General features: G+C 54.6%; 15 protein-coding genes. 7 read left to right on the top strand and 8 right to left on the bottom strand.

Features of this window, described 5'->3' with window-relative positions:
• Positions 1-238 precede the first annotated feature (238 nt).
• On the top strand, positions 239-1,330 hold the full coding sequence (gene chaA / locus C7434_RS04330; RefSeq protein ID WP_006118908.1) for a sodium-potassium/proton antiporter ChaA: 1,092 nt from the start codon (positions 239-241) through the stop codon (positions 1,328-1,330).
• Between the two features lie 63 nt (positions 1,331-1,393).
• Here chaA and kdsA read toward each other — a convergent pair whose 3' ends face one another.
• Genes kdsA through hemA form a run of 6 tightly spaced genes read right to left on the bottom strand, consistent with a single transcriptional unit; the run spans position 1,394 to position 6,732 of the window.
• On the bottom strand, positions 1,394-2,248 hold the full coding sequence (kdsA, locus tag C7434_RS04325; protein WP_054687807.1) for a 3-deoxy-8-phosphooctulonate synthase: 855 nt from the start codon (positions 2,246-2,248) through the stop codon (positions 1,394-1,396).
• A 25-nt stretch (positions 2,249-2,273) separates the two neighbouring features.
• Complete coding sequence (gene sirB1, locus C7434_RS04320; RefSeq protein WP_033741062.1) at positions 2,274-3,083, bottom strand: invasion regulator SirB1; 810 nt, start codon at positions 3,081-3,083, stop codon at positions 2,274-2,276.
• Positions 3,080-3,478, bottom strand: a complete 399-nt coding sequence (locus C7434_RS04315) for a SirB2 family protein (protein WP_039340706.1) — start codon at positions 3,476-3,478, stop codon at positions 3,080-3,082. Before C7434_RS04315 ends, sirB1 begins: the two co-directional genes overlap by 4 nt.
• Before the next feature lie 30 nt (positions 3,479-3,508).
• A complete protein-coding gene (gene prmC / locus C7434_RS04310) occupies positions 3,509-4,351 on the bottom strand; it encodes a peptide chain release factor N(5)-glutamine methyltransferase (protein WP_133745181.1) in 843 nt (280 codons plus the stop codon).
• Entirely contained in the window at positions 4,351-5,433 is a 1,083-nt protein-coding gene (gene prfA / locus C7434_RS04305) for a peptide chain release factor 1 (protein WP_006118903.1), read from the bottom strand. The genes prmC and prfA overlap by 1 nt, the downstream gene beginning before the upstream one ends.
• Positions 5,434-5,475: 42 nt before the next feature.
• Positions 5,476-6,732, bottom strand: a complete 1,257-nt coding sequence (gene hemA, locus C7434_RS04300; RefSeq protein ID WP_058708723.1) for a glutamyl-tRNA reductase — start codon at positions 6,730-6,732, stop codon at positions 5,476-5,478.
• Between the two features lie 216 nt (positions 6,733-6,948).
• Between hemA and lolB the strand changes: the two genes are divergently transcribed.
• The 4 genes from lolB to C7434_RS04280 all read left to right on the top strand — a co-directional run bounded on the left by lolB (position 6,949) and on the right by C7434_RS04280 (position 10,882).
• Positions 6,949-7,575, top strand: a complete 627-nt coding sequence (gene lolB, locus C7434_RS04295) for a lipoprotein insertase outer membrane protein LolB (protein WP_006118901.1) — start codon at positions 6,949-6,951, stop codon at positions 7,573-7,575.
• A complete protein-coding gene (ispE, locus tag C7434_RS04290) occupies positions 7,572-8,429 on the top strand; it encodes a 4-(cytidine 5'-diphospho)-2-C-methyl-D-erythritol kinase (protein WP_133745180.1) in 858 nt (285 codons plus the stop codon). The genes lolB and ispE overlap by 4 nt, the downstream gene beginning before the upstream one ends.
• Positions 8,430-8,565: 136 nt before the next feature.
• Positions 8,566-9,513 (top strand): ribose-phosphate diphosphokinase, encoded by a 948-nt coding sequence (gene prs / locus C7434_RS04285; RefSeq protein ID WP_006118899.1) that lies wholly within the window; start codon positions 8,566-8,568, stop codon positions 9,511-9,513.
• 220 nt (positions 9,514-9,733) lie between these two features.
• Positions 9,734-10,882, top strand: a complete 1,149-nt coding sequence (locus C7434_RS04280) for a GGDEF domain-containing protein (RefSeq protein WP_033741053.1) — start codon at positions 9,734-9,736, stop codon at positions 10,880-10,882.
• Here C7434_RS04280 and ychH read toward each other — a convergent pair whose 3' ends face one another.
• Positions 10,883-11,158 (bottom strand): stress-induced protein YchH, encoded by a 276-nt coding sequence (ychH, locus tag C7434_RS04275; protein ID WP_033741052.1) that lies wholly within the window; start codon positions 11,156-11,158, stop codon positions 10,883-10,885.
• 258 nt (positions 11,159-11,416) lie between these two features.
• Between ychH and pth the strand changes: the two genes are divergently transcribed.
• Positions 11,417-12,004, top strand: a complete 588-nt coding sequence (gene pth, locus C7434_RS04270) for an aminoacyl-tRNA hydrolase (RefSeq protein ID WP_033741051.1) — start codon at positions 11,417-11,419, stop codon at positions 12,002-12,004.
• Between the two features lie 107 nt (positions 12,005-12,111).
• Complete coding sequence (gene ychF, locus C7434_RS04265) at positions 12,112-13,203, top strand: redox-regulated ATPase YchF (RefSeq protein ID WP_033741049.1); 1,092 nt, start codon at positions 12,112-12,114, stop codon at positions 13,201-13,203.
• A 300-nt stretch (positions 13,204-13,503) separates the two neighbouring features.
• Here the strand turns inward: ychF and C7434_RS04260 are convergent, their stop codons facing one another.
• On the bottom strand, positions 13,504-15,468 hold the full coding sequence (locus tag C7434_RS04260) for a methyl-accepting chemotaxis protein (RefSeq protein ID WP_133745179.1): 1,965 nt from the start codon (positions 15,466-15,468) through the stop codon (positions 13,504-13,506).
• Positions 15,469-15,656 lie beyond the last annotated feature (188 nt).

Here is a 15,656-nt window from a genome sequence, read left to right as displayed (position 1 = left end):
GTATTTTGCAATAATGCGGAAGATTATCGCGAAAGAGGATTTACTTGATGACTGATTTATCTGACAAAAGCGGGAATAAATTTTTATAAACCCCTTTTCAGGCTGAATGTGTGTGAAAGTAAAAAGCGGTAAATTTTCACCTGCTGTTCGATTGAAAAGTTACACTGCCTGACTTATATATTTCCCTGTCAGGGTGGGTAAATAAATTGCCCCTTTTATTCAGCAGCGAGGAGAGTGAATGCCTTTACATGAAAAAACACGTCACAAAGAGTTTTCACTGATACTTCCCCTTATTGCCCTGGGTGTACTCTATTTTTTTGGTGCACAAACCTCACTCCCACTCGTCGTCGGCATTAATTTACTGGCGCTGGTTGCTATTCTCAGCAGCGCGTTCAGCGTGGTGCGTCATGCGGATGTGCTGGCTCACCGCCTGGGCGAACCCTATGGTTCCCTGATCCTCAGCCTGTCTGTCGTGATTCTGGAAGTCAGCCTGATTTCGGCACTGATGGCCACCGGCGATGCGGCGCCTGCGCTGATGCGCGATACGCTCTACTCGATCATTATGATCGTGACCGGCGGGCTGGTGGGCTTTGCCTTACTGCTGGGCGGCAGAAAGTTTGCGACGCAATACGTGAATCTGGCCGGCGTAAAGCAATACCTGATCGCTATTTTTCCGTTAGCCATCCTGGTGCTGGTGTTTCCGAATGCCTTGCCGGGCGGAAATTTCACCGCTGCGCAAAGTTTACTGATTGCCGCTATTTCTGCGGCGATGTATGGCGTTTTCCTGTTGATTCAGACCAAAACGCACCAGAGCCTGTTTGTTTATGAGCACGAAGATGACAGTGATGATGGCGATCCTCACCACGGTAAACCTTCTGCGCACAGTAGCCTCTGGCACGCCATCTGGCTGATCGTGCATCTGATTGCGGTGATTGCCGTCACCAAGATGAATGCTAACCCGCTGGAGCATCTGCTGACCGACCTCAACGCACCGAAGCAGTTCACCGGCTTCCTGGTGGCGTTACTGATCCTCTCACCAGAAGGTCTGGGTGCCATCCGGGCCGTCCTGATGAACCAGGTACAGCGCGCGATGAACCTGTTCTTTGGCTCAGTGCTGGCCACGATTTCGCTGACCGTACCGGCGGTCTCTATTATTGCGACGCTGACAGGCCAGGAATTGATATTCGGCCTGGAACCGCCGCAGATGGTTATTATGATTGCCTCTCTGATCCTGTGTCAGATTAGCTTCTCAACCGGCAGAACGAATGTGCTGAATGGTGCCGCGCACCTGGCCTTATTTGTCGGCTATCTGATGACCATCATGCTGTAATCTCACAAAACTGAGACGAAAAAAAAGAGCGAGAATTCGCTCTTTTTTCGTCTGCACTGCGGCTTATTTGCTGGTGTCCAGTTCCGGGAAGCTTTTCACCAGATCGTCAATCGCCTTCATCTGCACCAGGAACGGTTCCAGTTTATCCAGCGGTAACGCCGACGGACCGTCGCATTTGGCGTTGTCCGGCTCCGGATGGGCTTCAATAAACAGGCCCGCAATGCCCACCGCCATACCGGCACGCGCCAGTTCGGCCACCTGAGCACGGCGTCCGCCTGAGGCGGCACCGAACGGATCGCGGGTTTGCAGCGCGTGCGTCACGTCGAAAATCACCGGCGAGTTATTCGTCACCTTTTTCATGACGTTGAAACCCAGCATATCCACTACCAGGTTATCGTAGCCAAAGTTACTGCCGCGGTCGCAAAGAATAACCTTGTCGTTTCCGCCTTCGGCAAACTTGTCCACGATGTTGCCCATCTGACCGGGGCTGACAAACTGGGGCTTCTTGACGTTAATCACCGCGCCCGTTTTCGCCATCGCCTCAACCAGATCGGTCTGACGCGCCAGGAAGGCCGGCAGCTGAATCACGTCAACAACATCCGCCACAGGCTGAGCCTGCGCCGCTTCGTGCACATCGGTGATGATTTTCACGCCAAAGGCCTGCTTCAGCGCCTGGAAAATCTTCATGCCCTCTTCCAGGCCGGGGCCACGGTAAGAGTGGATGGAGGAGCGGTTGGCTTTGTCAAAAGACGCTTTGAAAACGTAAGGAATGCCGAGTTTGTCGGTCACGTTTACATAGTGCTCGCAGATGCGCATCGCGAGGTCGTAGGATTCCAGCACGTTCATGCCGCCAAAGAGAACAAATGGCAGATCGTTTGCGACCCTGATATCACCAATACTGACAACTTTCTGTGTCATGCCCTTTCCTTATCTGGGGTGACGCTTAATGCAGCGTCACGCGTTTTTGTTCGATTGCGTGAATCTGGACTTTAATCATTTCGCTGACCGGATCCTCAGGACACTGTTCAACGAAGTAGGTTAAGTCCGTTAACGCGATATGATCGCACTCAAGCTGTGCATAGATTAATCCCCGATCGCGAATTTCATAGGGATCGTCCGGGTCAATGCGCAACAACACCTGGCTGACGTTCAGGGCCAGCTCCATCTGCTTCTCTTCCATCAGCGCCGCTTTCAGCGTATCCAGCATTTTGCGCATTACGCTGACGGTTTTGGCTTCGTCGAGATCGTCATCATACAGACGCGCCAGCGGGCTGATATTGCCTTTCAGCCATACTTCGAGCGTGTGCGTATCCAGGGTTTCCCCGTTGAAGGGATTAATCAGCCACTTGTCGCCATCCAGCCAGTCGGCGCGCAGAATCAACTGCGTCGGGAAAATCACCGGCATCAGGGGCAATTCCAGTTCCGCCGCAATATGCAGCAGAATCACGCCCAGTGACACGGCGGTTCCCTGACGGGTTTTCAGCACTTTATCCAGCCAGAGTGCATCAGACAGATTATACACGCCGCTGGCACCGCCAAATTTCCACTGCTTGTAAAACAGCTCCAGCAGCTTTTCGAGCTTTAAATCCGCATCCTGTTGGTCGCTGACGTAATCCCGGGCTTCAGCCACTAACGCCGCTAACTGTTGTTCGACCGACAGGGTCGGAAAATCGGTGCGAATGGCTTTGGTTGCACCCATCACCGCCTCACAGAGCGGTGTTTCACTGTAATCGAGTTGTTCGGTGGAGCTCATACTATCCCCAATAACGGCATTTTACTCAGTGCCAGCTTAATGATCGTCACCAGCGCGATTAAGGCGACCACAAAGGCCATCCAGCGGGTGCGATCAGAACGAGGGCGGCGGCTCAGCGCCACGGACCCAAGGGCAATATAGATAATAACGCCTAACAGCTTCTCCGTCAGCCAGCTTCCCTGAGGTGAAAACGGATAGAAGTGGGTCAGCATTACCAGCGCTGCGCCACTCAGCAGCAGCAACGTGTCGTTGACATGTGGAAGGATGCGGACCCAGCGGCGTTGCAGTATGGCTGCGCCAACGCGCTGCCAGTAGAAGCGCAGCAGAAACAGCGAAACCGTGATCGCCACGGTCAGCAGATGCAGGTTTTTTAGCAGTGGGTAATAAGTAAACATCATTCATCCCTGTGGTTTTACGTTGCGGCACTATACCGGTATCGGCGCGGTCTGCCCAAATGTGACCCGGGGATTGCCACCGTAATCCTTCACCGTGTCCACTGCCTGATAGTGGTGCTGGCACATCAGTTGACGCACCGCCTCATCCTGCTGCCAGCCATGTTCCAGGAGCAGCCAGCCACCCGGCTGTAACCAGGCGGGTGACTGTGCGATCAGCCACCGGAGATCGGCCATGCCCGCCTCATCTGCCACCAGTGCGCTGCGCGGTTCAAAACGCACATCGCCCTCCTCCAGATGGTGATCGCTGGCATCAATGTAAGGCGGATTACTCACGATAAGATCAAATCGGGTCGGGGTGAGCTGTGCAAACCAGTGGCTGTGCATAAACGTCGCGTTAGCTATCGCCAGATGCGCAGCGTTATCCTGCGCCAGCGCAACGGCAGCAGGGACACGATCAACGCCGATCACGGTGCAATCGGGCCGTTCGCTGGCAATCGCCAGGGCAATGGCGCCGGTGCCCGTGCCGAGATCCAGCACGCGCGCAGGTGCGGCAGGCAATCGGGCCAGCGCCTGTTCAACCAGGATCTCGGTATCCGGCCGCGGGATGAGTGTGGCGTCGCTAACCCTCAGCGGGAGCGACCAGAATTCGCGCTCGCCAACTAAATGGGCAATCGGTTCTCCCCGTGCGCGCCGTGCCAGCAACGCCGTCAACTGTTGTAACTGCGCGTCACTGAGCAGGGTTTCATCAAAAGCCACCAGCCAGCTGCGGGGTTTGCCTGTGACATAACCCAGCAGGATTTCCGCATCACGCTTCGGGCTGTCGCCCCCACACAGCGTGGCAACCGCCTGTTTGAGCCAGTGGCGAATATCCATTAATCCTGACCGGCCAGCGCCGCCAGTTGGTCAGCCTGGTATTCCTGAACGATGGGTTCGATCAGGCTGTCCAGTTTACCTTCCATGGTTTCATCCAGACGATAAAGCGTCAGGTTGATGCGGTGGTCGGTCACACGGCCCTGCGGGAAGTTATAGGTGCGGATACGATCGGAACGGTCACCGCTGCCCAGCAGGTTACGGCGGGTGCTGGCTTCAGCTTCGTGACGTTTTGCCATTTCGGCCGCATGGATACGCGCGCCCAACACCGATAAGGCTTTTGCCTTGTTCTTGTGCTGAGAGCGTTCATCCTGACATTCCACCACAATACCGGTCGGCAAGTGGGTAATACGGATCGCGGAGTCGGTGGTGTTAACGTGCTGCCCACCGGCACCGGAGGAGCGGAAAGTATCGATTTTTAAATCTGACGGGTTGATCTCGGGCAGCTCCGCTTCCGGCAGTTCAGGCATCACCGCCACCGTACAGGCAGAGGTATGAATACGGCCCTGGGATTCCGTCTCGGGTACGCGTTGTACGCGATGGCCGCCGGATTCAAATTTCAGTCGGCCATAGGCACCGTCACCCATAATACGGGCAATCACCTCTTTATAGCCACCGTGCTCACCGTCGTTAGCGCTGACGATTTCCACCCGCCAGCGACGTGACTCGGCGTAACGGCTGTACATACGGAACAGGTCACCTGCAAAAATGGCCGCTTCGTCGCCGCCGGTACCGGCACGGACTTCGACAAAACAGTCGCGCTCATCGTCCGGATCTTTCGGCAACAGTAACAGCTGCAACTGTTGCTCCAGCGCGTCGGTTTTCTCACGTGCCGCCTGCAGCTCTTCCTGCGCCATATCGCGCATTTCAGGATCGTCGAGTAACATTTTAGCCGTCTCGATATCATCCTGGTTCTGCTGCCAGTCGCGGAAGCAGCGCGTGACATCGGTCAACTGAGCATATTCACGCGACAAAGCACGAAAGCGTTCCTGATCGGCAATGACGCCTGCATCGCCCAGCATCGCTTCCACTTCTTCGTGGCGCTCCTGCAGCGCTTCCAGTTTCGCAACAATAGAGGTTTTCATTTAACTGTGGGATTCCCGTAACAGAAGACGACAGCAGTGTGCCTAATCGAGACCCAGGCTGTCGCGTAAAATCTGCAGGCGTTCGCTGTCGCCGTCGCGCGCGGCCTGCTGAAGAGATTTGGTCGGTGCATGAATCAAACGGTTGGTCAGCTTGTGGGCCAGTTCCTGCATCACTTTTTGCGGATCGGCACCCTGCTGCAGCGCCTGCAGCGCACGGCCTTCCAGTTCAGCGCGGATATCATCCGCCTGAGCACGGTATTCACGAATAGAGTTGACCGCGCCCTGGGAACGCAGCCAGGCCATGAAATCGCTGCATTCCTGCACCACGATACTTTCGGCCTGCACCGCAGCGGCTTTGCGCTGGGCAAGGTTCTGCTCAATGATGGCCTGCAGATCGTCAACGCTGTAGAGATAGGCATTCGCTAACTTGCCCACTTCCGGCTCTACGTCGCGCGGCACCGCAATATCCACCAGCAGCATTGGCTGGTTACGGCGCGCTTTGAGCGCCCGTTCCATCATGCCTTTACCAATGATGGGCAAGGGACTGGCGGTGGAAGTAATGACGATGTCGGCATCGGCCAGGCGTGCGTCGATGTCCGCAAGGCCAATCACTTCCGCGCCCACTTCTTTTGCCAGCGCGTCCGCGCGTTCGCGGGTACGGTTGGCAATAATCAGTTTTTTGACCTGATGTTCGCTCAGATGACGCGCCACCAGCTCAATGGTTTCCCCCGCGCCAACCAGTAACACGTTAACGGTAGAGAGAGACTCAAAGATCTGCCGCGCCAGCGTACAGGCGGCAAAGGCAACGGAAACGGCGTTCGCGCCAATCTCCGTTTCCGTACGCACGCGCTTGGCAACCGAGAAGGTTTTCTGGAACATACGTTCCAGTTCACTGCTCAGTGCATGACCGCGCTGCGAATCGGCAAAGGCTTTTTTCACCTGACCTAAAATCTGCGGCTCGCCCAGCACCAGCGAATCCAGCCCGCTGGCGACGCGCATAAGATGACTGACGGCCTCATTGTCCTGATGCCAGTAGAGGCTGTTACGTACATCCTCTTCATCAAGCTGGTGATAGTCACACAGCCAGCGCACCAGACGTTCCTGCAGATCGACCTGTTGCTCTACACTCAGGTAGAGTTCGGTTCGGTTACAGGTGGAGAGCACGACGCCACTCTGCACCATGGGCTGAGATAACAGGCTGTCTAAGGCCTGTTCCAGCGACTCCGGCCCGAACGCAACGCGTTCGCGCAGAGCAATGGGTGCAGTTTTGTGATTGATTCCGAGAGCGAGCAGCGTCATGGCGATTTAGGTTGGGTTGTCCCAATAATGTCAGGGTTTTGTGAAGCGCATTCTACAAGATGCAGCAGATCAAGAAAAGCCATACAAAGGCTATGACTGTAATAAGATTAAGCCGATCATAGCGATTTTGCCGTATAACAGCATTGACGGTTAAAATGCGGATGGTTAGCGTTACCTGTTACCAATGAAAAATGAGTCCGAGGAGATGACCACTTGATGCTTACTTCCCCACGCAATCTGTTGCGCCTTTTACCCCTGGCCGGTGCTGTTCTGCTGGCTGCCTGTAGCATCAATAAACCACAAGGTCCCGGCCCGAGCGCCACTGCACCCCAATGGCAACATCATCAGCAAGCGGTCAGTAAAGTGACGCAGTACCAGACGCGCGGCGCGTTCGCCTATCTGTCGGACAAACAAAAAGTCTATGCCCGCTTCAACTGGCAGCAGACCGCACCTGACCGTTATCGTCTGCTGTTAACCAACCCGTTAGGCAGCACAGAACTGCAGCTGGATGCGCAGGGTTCTGTGGTGCAGATCGTGGATAGCCAGGGCAAACGCTATGTCAGCAACGATGCGCAGAAGATGATCTCGCAGCTGACCGGCATGGATATTCCGCTGACCAACCTGCGCCAGTGGATGATGGGCCTGCCGGGCGATGCGACCGACTACCAGCTTAACGATCAGTATCAGTTGCGCAGCCTGAACTATCAACATGATGGCCAGACCTGGCAGGTGACCATCGCCGGCTATGACAGCAACGTCACCCCTGCGCTGCCCGCCAGCCTGGAGCTGAAAGAAGGCGATCAGCGCATCAAGTTACGTATGGATAGCTGGACGCTGAAATGATCACCACCTGGCCTGCTCCGGCAAAACTGAACCTTTTTTTGTACATCACCGGGCGCCGGGCGGACGGTTACCATAACCTGCAAACCCTGTTTCAGTTTCTGGATTATGGCGACAGTCTGGAGATTGTTCCCGATCAGAGCGATGCCATTACCCTTCTCACGCCCGTGTCCGGCGTGCCGGATGCTGAAAACCTGATCGTGCGTGCCGCCGACATGCTTAAGGCGGCTGCCCGCGCGAAGGGAACGCTGCCGGCGCAGGCGGGTGCGCGGATCGCCATTGAAAAGCGTTTGCCAATGGGCGGTGGACTGGGTGGCGGTTCTTCTGACGCCGCTACGGTTCTGGTGGCGCTTAATCATCTCTGGAAAACCGGTTTTTCGCCGACGGAACTGGCACAGATGGGCGTGAAACTGGGTGCGGATGTCCCGGTGTTCGTTAAAGGGCACGCCGCCTTCGCCGAAGGGGTCGGCGAGGTGCTTTCTCCCGCATCGCCTGCCGAAAAATGGTATCTTGTTGCCCATCCCGGCGTCAGCGTGGCCACGCCGGTGGTCTTTAACGATCCGGCACTCCCCCGTGACACGCCCGTGCGCACTTTATCAGCACTTTTACAGGCCCCCTTTCTTAACGATTGCGAATCAGTAGTAAGAAAACGTTTTCGTGAGGTTGATGAGCTTGTTTCATGGCTGCTAGAATACGCGCCGTCGCGCCTGACAGGGACAGGTGCTTGTGTGTTTGCTGAATTTGACACCGAGTACGCTGCTCGCCAGGTGCTGGAACTTGCCCCGTCATGGGTGCGCGGTTTTGTAGCCCGAGGCGTTAACGTCTCGCCGTTACAGCGCACTCTGCAAGGCGATTAGCGATAGCGTGACTGTGTCACCCTGTTCCAGATACAGCACGTTTCGCACTCACATACCCGTGTGAACGATCACGACAGTATTCGCCGGTTACTGTCATGACGTTCATTCTCTGGACGCAAAGCCTGAGGTTCTTCTCGTGCCTGATATGAAGCTTTTTGCTGGTAACGCCACCCCGGAACTAGCACAACGTATTGCCAACCGCCTTTACACCAGCCTGGGCGACGCCGCTGTCGGTCGTTTCAGTGATGGCGAAGTAAGCGTACAAATTAATGAAAATGTACGCGGTGGTGATATTTTCATCATCCAGTCCACCTGTGCTCCCACCAATGATAATTTGATGGAACTGGTCGTGATGGTCGACGCGCTGCGTCGTGCTTCAGCTGGTCGTATTACCGCTGTTATCCCTTACTTTGGTTATGCCCGTCAGGACCGCCGCGTGCGTTCTGCGCGTGTGCCTATTACCGCCAAAGTCGTGGCTGACTTTCTTTCCAGCGTCGGCGTTGACCGTGTTTTAACGGTTGACCTGCACGCTGAGCAGATCCAGGGCTTCTTCGACGTCCCGGTTGATAACGTCTTCGGCAGTCCCATTCTGCTGGAGGATATGTTACAGATTGGCCTGGAAAACCCGATTGTTGTTTCGCCTGACATTGGCGGCGTGGTTCGTGCCCGTGCTATTGCGAAACTGCTGAACGACACCGATATGGCCATCATCGACAAACGTCGCCCGCGTGCGAACGTTTCTCAGGTCATGCATATCATTGGTGACGTTGCGGGCCGTGACTGTGTGCTGGTCGATGACATGATCGACACCGGCGGCACACTGTGCAAAGCCGCGGAAGCGCTGAAAGAGCGCGGTGCCAAGCGCGTGTTCGCGTACGCGACGCACCCTATCTTCTCCGGTAACGCGGTGGAAAACTTACGTAAATCTGTCATCGATCAGGTTATCGTGTGTGACACCATTCCGTTATCCGAAGAGATGAAGTCGCTGCCAAACGTCCGTACCCTGACGCTGTCAGGCATGCTGGCCGAAGCCATTCGCCGCATCAGTAACGAAGAGTCCATTTCGGCAATGTTCGAACACTAATCTTCGCAGGCCGGACACGCTGTCCGGCCTTTTCTTTTGTCTGTACCTCTCCCCTTCCGACAAAGCTGCTTGATTCACAGAAATTTTCGTTATGAGTCACCGCCGTTATTGTCACGCTTACTACGAAAAACTCTTTCGCTGAAATTATCTTATCTGCTCTTTTGCCATTCTGCGTTGAGTGGTACTTTGCCCGCACTTTTTATTGCGATCGTTTTCCACTATGAACCTCGACGTCTATACGTTATTTATTTGCGAACTCTACGTACTGGGGTTTATGAGTCTGATCCTGGCATTTGCCTGGGTCGGTTCGCATTACGATCGCACGCTGGGCTATGTTTGCGTGGCCATTTTACTGACGCTGGTCGCCTTTATTCTCAGTAGCCTGCGCAGCCAGGGCTATCAGTTTTTACCGGTGGCCATGAGCAACGTGTTGCTTATGCTGGCTTACGGGGGATTGTTCAGCGCGTTTCGCACCTTTTGCGGTAAGCAGCCGGGGATGAGTGGTCTGGTCGGGGCGCTGATCTGGTCACTGCTCTGCCTGATTCCGGGATTTTATTACAGCTTATCGCTGCGCGTACTGGTGCTCTGCCTGCTCTGCATCGGTTATACCGGAGCGCTTATCTATTTTCTCTGGCTGGCGCGGCGCAATATGGATGCAACGTTCTGGCCTGCCCAGCTCCTGCTCTGGATTCACCTGATATTCCATGTGGCTCGCATATTTCTGGATAATTCCCGCCCGGTCGGCGTTCAGGGCGCGATAAGCGGATCGAATTTCTCCGTCTATGTGATTATGGAATCCATGCTGTTTGTCATTGGGTTTACCGTGACGATTCTGGCGATGGTCAATGAGCGGACGCGCAATGCGCTGAAAGCGGCTTCACTGCACGATCCTCTGACCAATATCTGGAACCGTCGTGCGCTGTTTACCGGGGCCGAGGTGATGATTAAAGCCTGTCAGAAGCAGAATAAAGCGCTGACGGTGGTGTTATTCGATCTGGACCATTTTAAAGGCATTAATGACCGCTACGGGCATCATCAGGGCGACCAGGTTCTGATTGATTTCAGTCACCGTGTGTCCGGCATGCTGCCTGAAGGGGCGCGCTTTGCGCGACTGGGCGGCGAAGAATTTGCCGCCCTTCTGCCGATGATGTCAGCACAGGCTAACGTCTGGTGCGAGCAGGTGCGCCAGGCGATCCACCTTTCCCGACCGGGGCAGATTCCCTATTCCGTCAGCATTGGCTTCTCTACCGCCGACAATCGCCACATTGATTTTGGCGAACTGATGGCGCTGGCTGACAAAGCGCTCTATCAGGCAAAAGCCAAAGGCAGAAACCGAACCCAACCCTGCCTGACGTTGCCGGGAACGTGATTATGACGAGTGATGGCTGCGGCGGCAGCGTTTATCGCCATAATGCCGCTCCCAGTAATAGCGATCTTCGACTTTCTCACGACCGCTAATGCAGGCACCGGCCAGCCATAACAGTGCGCCAAAGAAAATCCCAAACATCGCGCCCTGCGCCAGTATCTGCGGCAGATTTAAAGAGGGAAGTTGGTTGATAATCGAAAAACCAACGCCGAGTACCATGGTCACTAAGCCCAGTGCCATTAAGGCATTTCCTGCCATACGTGAGTGATGACGTTTCATCTTTCACCTCCTGACGGTGCGGTCCGATGAGCGCACACAATGTTAACCTGTCAGTAGTTTAGGCAATGACAGCAGGCTAATTTGTGCACTTCGTCACACTCAGAACAGGATAAGTGTGACCAAAGCATAATTACAGCTTATTGATTTAGATGAAAAACAATTAATCACCGACACTAATAATTCGTGGCTCACACTTTGTGATCCGCAGCCTGGCACAGTAAACTACTGCCCTTTGGTGATAACAGCAGGATATTCCTTGTGAGCAGCATTAAACTGATTGTCGGCCTGGCGAATCCCGGTGCGGAATATGCCGCCACGCGCCATAACGCGGGTGCGTGGTATCTGGATTTGCTGGCTGAGCGGCACAATCAGTCGTTAAAAGAAGAAGCCAAATTTTTCGGTTATACGGCGCGACTGGCGCTGGCGGGCGAAGATGTCCGACTGCTGGTGCCCACCACCTTTATGAACCTCAGCGGCAAAGCGGTCGCGGCGATGGCGACCTTCTACCGTATTGCGCCCGAAGAAATTTTAGTGGCGCACGATGAACTCGATCTGCCACCGGGCATTGCGAAATTCAAACAAGGCGGCGGTCACGGCGGTCATAACGGCCTGAAAGACATCATCAGCAAGCTGGGCAATAATAATAACTTTCATCGTCTGCGCATCGGTATCGGCCATCCCGGTGACCGCAACAAAGTGACCGGATTTGTGTTAGGCAAACCGCCCGCCAGTGAGCAAAAGCTGATCGATGACGCCATTGATGAAGCAGCGCGCTGCACCGAACTGTGGCTGAAGGAAGATCGCATTAAGGCAATGAACCGCCTGCATGCCTTTAAGCCTGTCTAATCGCCCCGATTGTCGCGAATCTGTGTATAATGCGCGAAAATTATCTTACGTTTCCGGCGGCGCCTGCGTTCAGGCGTTGCCCATCCAGCTATAAAGGGTATTAAACCATGGGATTCAAATGCGGTATCGTGGGCCTGCCAAATGTCGGTAAATCCACTCTGTTTAACGCGCTGACAAAAGCGGGTATTGAAGCGGCGAACTTCCCCTTCTGCACCATTGAACCCAACACGGGCGTTGTACCTATGCCTGACCTGCGTCTGGATCAGCTGTCCGAGATCGTCAAGCCACAGCGCGTGGTTCCGACTACCATGGAATTCGTCGATATCGCCGGTCTGGTAAAAGGTGCATCGAAAGGTGAAGGCCTGGGCAACCAGTTCCTGACCAATATCCGTGAAACTGAAGCGATCGGCCACGTGGTTCGCTGCTTTGAAAACGACAATATTATCCACGTGAATAATAAAGTCGATCCGGCTGATGATATCGAAACCATCAACACCGAGCTGGCGCTGGCGGATCTGGACACCTGTGAACGTGCACTGCAGCGCGTGCAGAAAAAAGCCAAAGGCGGCGATAAAGACGCGAAAGCGGAACAGGCGGCGCTGGAGAAATGTCTGCCTCATCTGGAAAACGCGGGCATGCTGCGCGCGCTGGATCTGACCGATGAAGACAAAGCCGCCCTGCGTTATCTGAGCTTCCTGACGCTTAAGCCCACGATGTACATTGCTAACGTCAACGAAGATGGCTTTGAAAACAACCCGTACCTGGATAAAGTGCGCGAAATCGCCGCCAAAGAAGGTTCTGTCGTTGTGCCAGTCTGCGCCTCTGTCGAATCTGATATCGCCGAACTGGAAGACGAAGATCGTGACGAGTTTATGGCCGAGCTGGGCATCGAAGAGCCAGGCCTGAACCGCGTGATTCGTGCCGGTTACGCACTGCTGAATCTGCAGACCTATTTCACCGCCGGCGTCAAAGAAGTACGCGCATGGACTATCCCTGTTGGCGCCACCGCCCCACAGGCCGCCGGTAAAATCCATACCGACTTCGAGAAAGGCTTCATTCGCGCACAAACGATCGCGTTTGAAGACTTTATTACCTATAAGGGTGAGCAAGGCGCGAAAGAAGCGGGCAAGATGCGTTCAGAAGGCAAAGAGTACATCGTTAAAGATGGCGATGTGATGAATTTCTTGTTTAACGTCTAATCCTCACGGTGAAGTGAACTGCACGTGAATGAATAAGGTTGTGAAAGCCACGCGAATGCGTGGCTTTTTTGTTTTAAAGCTTAACAGAACAGGTTTGAAAAAAGCCGCTAAGACATTGAGGATCAAACGCAACGTAGGCTGAATTTTCCGTCTTGAAAATAAGGCGGCAAATAAGCAATCTGACGAGGTGTGATAAATAACAACAAGAAAGCCCGGGTTCACTTTGCCATCACCACAGTTGTTATCCCTGCTTAACAGAGACTGGCGCAGGGCCTTCCTGGTCGCGGCGCCAGCAGTGATTTACCGTGACGCTGAAAGTGTCTGCAGCACTTTCAGCTCGGCGACCGCTTCCTGCATCGCATCCATACCTGCCGTTAAGGTGCGCAGATTATCCAGCTGTTTCGCCATCCCTGCGCGTTCATGGCGGCTTCGATCGCTCATGGCGGCAATCGCATCGGCAGCCTGGATACTGCGGTCTGCCATGTCCGTCGCGGTTTGTACCGTGTTTGTCGCGACATCGCGGATACGCGAGATCGTGTCGACCGCATCATTAATGTTGCTTGCGGTCGCTTCAGCCTGCTCTTTCGAGGATTGCGCCAGACGGCGAACTTCCCCTGCCACAACGGCAAATCCTCTGCCAGCTTCCCCCGCGCGTGCAGCCTCGACAGCGGCATTGAGCGCCAGAATATTGGTCTGGAAAGCGATATTGCTGATGCCGTGCGTAATAACGTTGATACCGTTAGATATCGCTTCCAGATCGTCCAGCCCGTCCCCCAGGCGCCCTTGTGCCTGCTGGCTTTCTTTGGCGAGAGTGCTGATAGCGCGAATGCTGCTTTCGGCCATCGACAACGCTTCGCTCTGGCTCTGGGTTGCCGCCTCAAGCACCGGCAGCGCCTGAACGATAGGTGCCAACTCCTGCTGATAATTCACCACGCGAGCCAGCACGCCCGACTGGACGCGGTTTAGCGCTTCCCAGCGACGTAACGCGCGCTGCGCATAGTGCGCGGCATAGCTGGCATATTCCACCGGAAATTGCGCCATGGCGTTTACGTTATGATTGAAGAATACCAGTGCAGACAAGGTCTGATTGATCGGTACGCCCAGAATTTCACCAAAGCTGGAGAACCCGGCAGCCGGGATGCCTTTAAAGAAATGCGCATCGTGCAGCTTATCGGGATTGCCCTGTCGGCGCAGTATGCAGTCATTCATCAGGACCGCCGCCGGTTTGCCGTGACGTTGCGTAAAGGCCTGCCAGTCCCGCAGCGTAGCCTGCTTAAAATCGGTTTCACGCATTAAGTAAAGCCGATCGCCAAATTCCAGATCGCAAAAAAACTGTACACTGTGGCTGTCCATCTTCGCTACAGAACGAATGAAATACGCGTCACCTACCTTCACCGCAAATGTTAAACCTTTCAGACGCTCCGTCAGCTGCTGTTCATTGCAGCCCAGATGTTCAGCCAGTGCCTGGGTGAAGGGCTGTTGCTGCCCCTGTGGGTTGAACACGGAAGTCAGGGTACGCTTAACCGGATCCGCCTCGGCAATCAGCCAGCTCTTGTTCAGTGGCTCGAAGTTCTGACTCTTAAAGGGTGAAAAGGACTTACCCGCCGCCATTTTGCAGAAAACAATAACGGCTTTCCCCTGCAGTACACGCCCGCCAGCGCCAATCCATGTCCCGTCAAAGGTGACGCGTCCACCGGCGGATCCGCCGATTGCCAGGCAGGGAAAGCGGCCCGTATTATACCAGGCCTGCATTAAAAACCCTTCCGATGCAGACAGCCCGTCACAGTAAATCATGGCAAAGGTACGGTCAGCAGAGAGCGGCATGCTCAGCCTCAACGCAGCCAGCTCATCCTGAATGGCACGAATGCGATCCGTCGCCGTGTGGGTATCGTGAAGGTGCAGATCGACCACATGTGTTTCATGCTCTGCAATCAGGTTACGGGGTAACCAGAGCCAGCTGCCTTCCTGCCCGTCGCCTTTGCAGTACGTTGTTTGCTTGCCGCTGGCGCTGAGCGCTCCGTTAGAGGAGAGCGTAATGACGGTCAAATCTGTTGATGTAAAGCGTTGCCATGCCTGACTGACCTTATGAAAATCGGCCTCTGGCGGCACAAACGTCAGCAAAATACCCGCAGCACGACTGCTGAGGCCTGCTGCAGAGAGCGAAGTGGGTAAGCTTTCACAGTTAAAGATCCCGTTGGCGGGCTGAGATCCCCCCGCAAAACGTGAACCGGTTAAGCTTCTGGTCATTGTCTTGATGACAGACATATTTTTGTTTCCACTGTAATTAAAAGGAATGCACGTACTGGTGTCGTAAAAAAGCACACAAATGACTGAGTAATAATCAGCTTTGACGCTTCAGGCTCAGCCCCAACATTGAACTGAGCATGCGTTATCGACACAGGAGGCAATTGCTTCAACGATTACTGCGATTATTGTTATTGATGGGTCAGCGC

The organism is Pantoea sp. PNA 14-12, from assembly GCF_004364735.1.
Lineage (GTDB): Bacteria > Pseudomonadota > Gammaproteobacteria > Enterobacterales > Enterobacteriaceae > Pantoea > Pantoea stewartii.
Note: the sequence above shows the minus strand (reverse complement) of the source record. Positions and strands in the feature narration are given on the sequence as shown.

Excerpts from the sequence above, each read along its gene's own strand:
- ychF (WP_033741049.1), top strand. The coding sequence starts at position 12,112 with ATGGGATTCAAATGCGGTATCGTGGGCCTGCCAAATGTCGGTAAATCC.
- C7434_RS04260 (WP_133745179.1), bottom strand. The coding sequence starts at position 15,468 with ATGTCTGTCATCAAGACAATGACCAGAAGCTTAACCGGTTCACGTTTT.
- ispE (WP_133745180.1), top strand. The coding sequence starts at position 7,572 with ATGATCACCACCTGGCCTGCTCCGGCAAAACTGAACCTTTTTTTGTAC.
- chaA (WP_006118908.1), top strand. The coding sequence starts at position 239 with ATGCCTTTACATGAAAAAACACGTCACAAAGAGTTTTCACTGATACTT.
- prfA (WP_006118903.1), bottom strand. The coding sequence starts at position 5,433 with ATGAAAACCTCTATTGTTGCGAAACTGGAAGCGCTGCAGGAGCGCCAC.
- C7434_RS04315 (WP_039340706.1), bottom strand. The coding sequence starts at position 3,478 with ATGTTTACTTATTACCCACTGCTAAAAAACCTGCATCTGCTGACCGTG.
- kdsA (WP_054687807.1), bottom strand. The coding sequence starts at position 2,248 with ATGACACAGAAAGTTGTCAGTATTGGTGATATCAGGGTCGCAAACGAT.
- prmC (WP_133745181.1), bottom strand. The coding sequence starts at position 4,351 with ATGGATATTCGCCACTGGCTCAAACAGGCGGTTGCCACGCTGTGTGGG.
- lolB (WP_006118901.1), top strand. The coding sequence starts at position 6,949 with ATGCTTACTTCCCCACGCAATCTGTTGCGCCTTTTACCCCTGGCCGGT.
- ychH (WP_033741052.1), bottom strand. The coding sequence starts at position 11,158 with ATGAAACGTCATCACTCACGTATGGCAGGAAATGCCTTAATGGCACTG.
- hemA (WP_058708723.1), bottom strand. The coding sequence starts at position 6,732 with ATGACGCTGCTCGCTCTCGGAATCAATCACAAAACTGCACCCATTGCT.
- sirB1 (WP_033741062.1), bottom strand. The coding sequence starts at position 3,083 with ATGAGCTCCACCGAACAACTCGATTACAGTGAAACACCGCTCTGTGAG.
- C7434_RS04280 (WP_033741053.1), top strand. The coding sequence starts at position 9,734 with ATGAACCTCGACGTCTATACGTTATTTATTTGCGAACTCTACGTACTG.